Source organism: Parafrankia sp. FMc2, assembly GCF_041008525.1.
Lineage (GTDB): Bacteria > Actinomycetota > Actinomycetes > Frankiales > Frankiaceae > Parafrankia.
This window is the reverse complement of the sequence record NZ_JBFLUG010000241.1, coordinates 1-6,268: the sequence shown is the minus strand read 5'-3', so window position 1 is coordinate 6,268 and position 6,268 is coordinate 1. Positions and strand designations below refer to the sequence as shown.

6 protein-coding genes and 1 pseudogene are annotated in these 6,268 nt (G+C 69.2%); 5 read left to right on the top strand and 2 right to left on the bottom strand.

The window, feature by feature from the left end; translation table 11 throughout:
- Positions 1 to 125 precede the first annotated feature (125 nt).
- A pseudogene (locus tag AB1460_RS35130) lies at positions 126 to 476 on the top strand (integrase core domain-containing protein); the annotation flags it as partial.
- 188 nt (positions 477 to 664) lie between these two features.
- On the opposite strand, the gene AB1460_RS35125 reads toward AB1460_RS35130, so the two are convergent.
- Positions 665 to 1,132 (bottom strand): NUDIX domain-containing protein, encoded by a 468-nt coding sequence (locus AB1460_RS35125; RefSeq protein WP_368966696.1) that lies wholly within the window; start codon positions 1,130 to 1,132, stop codon positions 665 to 667.
- Between the two features lie 4 nt (positions 1,133 to 1,136).
- The gene (locus tag AB1460_RS35120; protein WP_368966698.1) at positions 1,137 to 1,874 is read right to left on the bottom strand and encodes a helix-turn-helix domain-containing protein; all 738 of its coding nucleotides are present in this window, start codon (positions 1,872 to 1,874) and stop codon (positions 1,137 to 1,139) included.
- 194 nt (positions 1,875 to 2,068) lie between these two features.
- On the opposite strand from AB1460_RS35120, the gene AB1460_RS35115 reads away from it, so the two are divergent.
- From AB1460_RS35115 to AB1460_RS35095, 4 genes are all read left to right on the top strand, one after another.
- A complete protein-coding gene (locus AB1460_RS35115) occupies positions 2,069 to 2,269 on the top strand; it encodes a hypothetical protein (protein WP_368966694.1) in 201 nt (66 codons plus the stop codon).
- Positions 2,269 to 3,018: a hypothetical protein gene (locus AB1460_RS35110; RefSeq protein WP_368966692.1), complete on the top strand. Its 750-nt coding sequence runs from the start codon at positions 2,269 to 2,271 to the stop codon at positions 3,016 to 3,018. Before AB1460_RS35115 ends, AB1460_RS35110 begins: the two co-directional genes overlap by 1 nt.
- 270 nt (positions 3,019 to 3,288) lie before the next feature.
- A complete protein-coding gene (locus AB1460_RS35105; RefSeq protein ID WP_368966691.1) occupies positions 3,289 to 5,016 on the top strand; it encodes a replication initiator in 1,728 nt (575 codons plus the stop codon).
- A gap of 241 nt (positions 5,017 to 5,257) precedes the next feature.
- Positions 5,258 to 6,268: tyrosine-type recombinase/integrase (locus tag AB1460_RS35095; protein WP_368966689.1), on the top strand; the 1,011-nt coding region annotated here is incomplete at its 3' end.

Below are 6,268 nucleotides of genomic sequence, written 5' to 3'. Positions count from 1 at the left end.
CTGCTTGAAGAGGTATGTCGCCCGGGAAGTTTATCGCCTTCTACCGCCACCGGCCGCTTCCGGTAGCAGCCACGAGAAGGAATCTTCATCGGCACCTCAGGCCGCTTGACATCTATAGGAGCATCAACCCCTATAGTGAAGCGCACTTCAAAACACTCAAGTACTGTCCCGCTTTCCCGGGACGTTTCGGTTCCCTCCAGGACGCCCGCGTTTTCTGCGACGTCTTCTTCCGCTACTACAACAACGAGCACAGGCATTCGGGTATCGCTCTACACACCCCGGCCAGCGTCCATGACGGCACCGCCCACGAGATCCAGGCCCGTCGCGTCCAGGTCCTCGACGCCGCCTACGCGGCCCACCCCGAGCGGTTCCACCGCCGACCGGCCCCGCCCGCGCTGCCGACCAAGGCGTGGATCAACCAGCCCCCAGCGATCATCGAGACCGAGGAGGCGCTACCCACAAACCAAGCAGCCTGATGTCTCATCGGGATTGACAGGCTCCGCCCGGCTGGTTCTCCCACGCCGTTGACCTGTGGCGCTCCTCGGTTATCTCGCGGTCGCTATGCGACGCGCCCGGCGAGCACGGCCGTTCACGGCCGCGCGCAGGCGGTCGCGCGGCGCAGACCGCACCGCGTCTTGATCCTAAACAGGCAGATTCGGCAGTCTCAACGGAGTACCGGCGACCCGTCGGCGAGGTAGTCACGTACACGGATCCGGATGCTCTCGTGCATGGTCAGCTCGTCGAGGGTAGCGGGATCGTGGAACTCGACGGCCGTGGACTCGTCGCTGACCTGGATGGTTCCGCCGGTGATGGTGCAGGCGCAGCAGATGTTGAACTGCTGGCGGACCTCGCCGTTGTCGTAGGCGAAGACGTGGCCGGGGTCAGAGTAGATGCCGACGATGCGGTCGATCCTGACGTCGAACCCGGTCTCTTCCTTGGTCTCGCGGATGATGCAGTCGGCGAAGGTCTCGCCGATGTCCATCCTCCCGCCGGGCAATGCCCAGTTCCCTGAGTCGCTACGCCGCTGAAGCAGGATGCGGCCCTGGGTGTCGGCGACGATGGCCGATCCCCCGACGACCAGGGAGTTTGCAGCGGGAGCGTGGGGGTCGTGGTAGTAGTCGACGCGGCCCATCGGGCTATGCCTCCCGGTCTGGTCGGGCGTCGTGCGGCCTGGTGGTGGGGGTGGTCCAGATGGCTTCGAACTGGTGGGCGTAGGTCTCGAAGAGGCCGGCGGGGCTGTGTCGCTTCAGGTGGAGCATGGGGTGTTGGAAGCCGTGCAGCTTGTACAGGTACGGCGTGACGAGCATCTGGTCGTCGAACCGGTAGAGCGCGTTGTACAGCGGCACCCGGTGGAACCGCAGCTCGACGCCGGGGTTCGACAGCAGGGGCTCGAAGTGGCCGACGGTCGAGCGGATACGTCCCGGGAGTGTCCCGCCGAGGTTCTCCAGCTCGTCGCGGGCGGCGACCTCGGCGCACTCCGGGTCCGCCAGTGCGATGCGGACGCGCATGCCCTGGGCGCACTTGTCGGCGAGGATGCGGGGCAGGTCGGGGTGCTGCTCGGGGAAGAACAGCATTGCGTAGCCCATGAGGTCGATCGTCGTGCCGGCGCGGTCCAGCAGGCGGGACCAGAGCTGGGATGGTGCGTCGGCGCGGCGGGCGTAGGCGGACACGATCTCGCTGGTCACGAGAGAGCCGGAGGCGCTGGCCGCGCTGGCTTCGGGCCAGAGTTCCTCTTCGGAGCGGCTGAGTGCGTCGGAGGCCTTCCACCGGTGCCGCGGGTGGGGAAGGCGTCCCCTCAACCAGCGCTGCACGGTCTTGGGGTCCACGCCGACTGATCGCGCAAGGGTCTCGATCTCCATACCGCTCGATGCCATGGCCACCCGCAAGTGCTCGTTGGTTCCCTGGGCCGCCACTGTCACACCCTCCCGCCGGGGACGTTACGGACAGCATCATAGACGTCCTAAACGTCCCCGATCGGCGGTAGGGACGTCCCGTCATCTGATCGACGCTCAACGTCACCGCAAGGTGCGCGGCAAAGCAGGACGGATGGCGAGGGGAGCCACTGCCCATGAAGGCGGAAGAACCGGTCTACGGGCTCGTACGGTTCGAAGGTGACAGCCCGCAGGTGCGGGAGATCGTGTTGGCGTTTGAGACCGCAGGCGCGGCCGACCGGTACGCCCGTGAGGTCGGCTGGTCGGAGTACAGCGTCGGCCCGGTGCGGTTCCCCGCGTCGGTCCAGGCGGCCGAAGTGCCCGCGGCGGTGGCCTGATGGGCGGCACCGGGCAAGCCACGATCGCGGCGGCATACCGTTCATACGTGCTGGCCCTGCTCGACCGGGATGCCGCCTACGACGACGACCCGAAAGGCGACCCGCCACTCACCCTCGCGGACTACCGGCGAGCCCTGGTCACGGTCCTTGCACTGGACCCATCGCCGTTGCTCGTCGCCGGACGATGGGTCACCGGCACGGAGGCCACGGCGTTCACGGCAGGGCAGCAAGCGGGGCTCGACGGAGCCGTCGTCGCCATCGGCGAGACCTGGCGTCCGGAACTCCTCCGCCGGTTCGACGACGACACCTCGGAGCACTCCGCGGACGCTGGTACCGCTGTCGACGTCGCCATGGCCGTACCCACGAGCCCGGGGCCGATGACGTTGGCGCTGGCGGTTCACCACGGTCTGCTCTCCTCCGCCGCGGCCGCTCCGCCGTCCTACGGCACGCCTCGGCCCCCTGCGGCGCCTACCCACAGCTCCGGGCGGCTGCTCGTCGTCGACGGTGACGGGGAGGTGGTGGGCTCGTTCGCCCGGTCGGAGTTCACCCGTGCGCATGGCTGGGCGCATATGCGGGTGGCGGAGCCGCTGACCCGACGGCCGGTGTGGATCGAGGATCTGGAACGGCGGGAGTCCTGGCGGATCGACACCCGCTCGTGCATGCATCAGCGGTGGGCGCCGATCTCCTCGTCGCCCCTGGGTGCGGGCTGCTCGATGGGCGCGGGCGGCGGCCATACCACCAGTGGATGAAGGCCATACCAAGTAGAGATGGGCGAGCCAACCGGTTATACCGGGTCGCAATACATTGACGGTATAACTGTTGGCACACGGATGGTCACGCACATAGTGTCCGTTATGCCCACAAGACGGAGCGGGCTCCGTGTGGGTGGAGCAGGCGCGACCATGGCTGGGCGGCCCTCATCGACGTCCCATCGGCGGGGCGGGGGGTGTGGTGCCCGGCGGCCGACGTCAGGCTCCCTTCCCCGTCCGGTCTGCCCTGCCTTGTGGGAGTGGTCGCCCGTGCCCTCGTTCACCCCCGCCCCGCCTGTCCCACCCTCGTCCGCTCCTGTCCCCTCCGCCGCTCCCGTTCCGGCGGTCGGCTCGTCGCGGGTCGACCGTGCCCGGATGCCGCTCGCTCGCCACGTCGTGGAGGCCGTGGCGGTGGAGAACGGGGTGTGCATCCGTCCGCTGGCGATGCGCCGTGTCGACACCGCCACCGGGGAGACCTCGGTGCACGCCGTGCCCTGCGGGGCGACGCTGGCCAGCAAGTGCCCGCCGTGTGCGGAGCGCGCTCAGCGGCTGCGGATGGCGCAGTGCAAGTCCGGCTGGCACCTCGACACCGAACCGCTTCCCGACCCGGACCCGCCCACCGACGACATGAAGACGCTCGCGACCTTCCGCGCCGACCTGGAAGTCGTCCGGGAACAGGTGGAAGCGGAGAACGACCCGGCCGGCGTTGCCGAGATTGACGAACTGATCGGCCAGGTGGACGCGGAACTGTCCGCCCTCGGCGTCCGCGGCAGAGCGGCCTCCGAACAGCGAGACCGGCCACGGCGGGTCCGGTCCACGAAGCGGCGGCAGGATGTGCCGGATCTGCCCCGGCTGCCGGTGGACCGGCGCACGGTCGGGCGGACGTTCACCGCACCGGACGGCACCGTGTGGCGGCCCTCGCTGTTCCTCACCCTGACCTGTGACAGCTATGGGCGGGTGCACTCCGACGGCACCCCCGTCGACCCGGACTCCTACGACTACCGGCGCGCGGCGCGGGACGCACTGCACTTCCCGAAGCTGGTCGATCGGTTCTTTCAGAACCTGCGCCGTGCGGTCGGGTGGAACGTGCAGTACTTCGCCACCCTGGAACCGCAACGGCGCCTCGCCCCACACCTGCATGCCGCGATCCGCGGGACGATTCCCCGGGCGGTGATCCGCCAGGTCGCGGCAGCAACGTACCAAAACGTCTGGTGGCCGAACTGCGACAGACCGAAATTCGACCCGGATAGTCCGCCGGTGTGGGACGACGCCCAAGGTGGCTACATCGACCCGAGCACCGGGACGCTTCTGCTGTCCTGGGATGAGGCGCTGGACGCGATCGGCGAGGACGACGAACCGGCGCACGTGGTCCGATTCGGCCCGCAGGTCCGCGTGGACGGGGTCACCGCGGACTTCCGGACAGCGGGCAGACTCATTGGCTACCTGACGAAGTACCTGACCAAGAGCCTCGACACCTGCCACGCGGCCGACACCGGCGCTCGACAGCAGCACGTCGACCGGTTCGCGGACGCGCTCCGGCACGAACCCTGCTCCCCCGTCTGCGCGAACTGGCTGACCTACGGTGTCCAGCCGCGCAACGCCCGTCCCGGCCTGGCGCCCGGTCGGTGCAAGGGAAAGGCGCATCGCCGCGAGACGCTCGGGTTCGGTGGACGGCGGGTCCTGGTCTCCCGGCAGTGGTCCGGCAAGAGCCTGGCCGATCACAAGGCCGACCGGCGGGCGTTCGTCTCGGCCCTCCTCGAAGCGGCCGGCCAGAAGATCGACCAGACCCGGCACGCCTGGCAACTCCTACGCCCCGGCGACCCGGGCACACCCCGCCGCGATCACCTCATCCTGCGCGCGGTCGCGGAACGCCAAACCTGGCGCTCGCAACTGCAAGCAGCACAGCAAGCGGCGACAACAGTGCCCGGCGCAGTTCCCGGCCCGCGACCACCCGGACCCACCTCACAGAGAGGACACCAGGAATTCCGCGCAGCCTGACCGTGGAGGAAAGGAAACAGCCCGTGCCCCGGCCTGGAAGCAGTGCTCGCTACGTCTCAGCCCTTCCGGAGAGGAGTGAGCGGCTGTGGTCGGCCGAAGAGACAGCCGAGTATCTCGGCGTTCCGGTCTCGACGCTGTACCAGTGGCGGCATCGGCCCTTCCTGCTACCGCGTCGGCCGGTGGCTGCGCTACGACCCGGCCGATATTCGGCAGTGGCTCGACACCCAGAAAGCGGCGTGAGATGGCGAGTGCGAAGAAACGTCCCGACGGGAAATGGCGGGCCCGCTACCGCGACCCGTCCGGCAAGGAACACGCGCGGCACTTCGACCGGAAGGTCGACGCGGAACGCTGGCTTGCCGGCGTCGAGACCGCGAAAACTCGCGGCGAGTGGGTCGATCCGGCCCGCGCCCGGATCACCGTGGAGGACTGGTCACAGCGGTGGACGGGCACCCTCGGCCAACTGAAGCAGACCACCCGCGCCCGGTACGCCGGACTCCTCCGCCGTCAGGTACTCCCGCGCTGGGGCCGCACGCCGCTGTCCGCTGTCTCGCACGCGGACGTGGCCACCTGGATCACCGAACTTTCGGCAGATGGGCTGTCGGCCTCGTCGGTCCGGCAGGCGTACCGGGTGCTGTCGCTGATGCTCGACCTGGCGGTGAAGGACAACCGGATTGTCCGCAACCCGGCAAAGGGCGTGCGGCTGCCACCGGCCCGGACCCCGGACAAGCTCTTCCTCGACCACGGCCAGGTCGAGGCGCTGGCCACCGCTTGCGGCGAGACGGACGGGCTGGTGATCTACACGCTCGCGTACACCGGCCTGCGCTGGGGTGAGCTGGCCGCGCTGCGCGTGCGGCGGGTGAACCTGCTGCGCCGGCGCCTGGAGGTCGCCGAGTCGGTGACGGAGGTCGAAGGGCATCTCGTCTTCGACACCCCGAAGAGTCACCAGTGCCGCAGCGTCCCCATCCCCCGGTTCCTGGCCGACGTGCTCGGCCAGCACCTTGCCGGCAAGGGCCCTGACGACCTCGTCTTCACGGCCCGCGGCGGCGGGGTGCTGCGCAACAACAACTTCCGCCGGGACGTCTTCGACCAGGCGGCGATCGACGCGGGCCTTCCCGGGCTCACCCCGTTGAGTCGGCCCGGGGCGCGGTTCCGGTGTTACCACCGGTCCGTTTCCCCGGACCGCTCGCCGAACCCGCCGTACCGATCTCTCGGTAACGGGCTCTCCACGGTTTCTGCCGTCAGGCGGGGTTCG

Coding starts and splice junctions, on each gene's coding strand:
- AB1460_RS35120 (WP_368966698.1), bottom strand. CDS start 1,874: ATGGCATCGAGCGGTATGGAGATCGAGACCCTTGCGCGATCAGTCGGC.
- AB1460_RS35110 (WP_368966692.1), top strand. CDS start 2,269: ATGGGCGGCACCGGGCAAGCCACGATCGCGGCGGCATACCGTTCATAC.
- AB1460_RS35115 (WP_368966694.1), top strand. CDS start 2,069: ATGAAGGCGGAAGAACCGGTCTACGGGCTCGTACGGTTCGAAGGTGAC.
- AB1460_RS35125 (WP_368966696.1), bottom strand. CDS start 1,132: ATGGGCCGCGTCGACTACTACCACGACCCCCACGCTCCCGCTGCAAAC.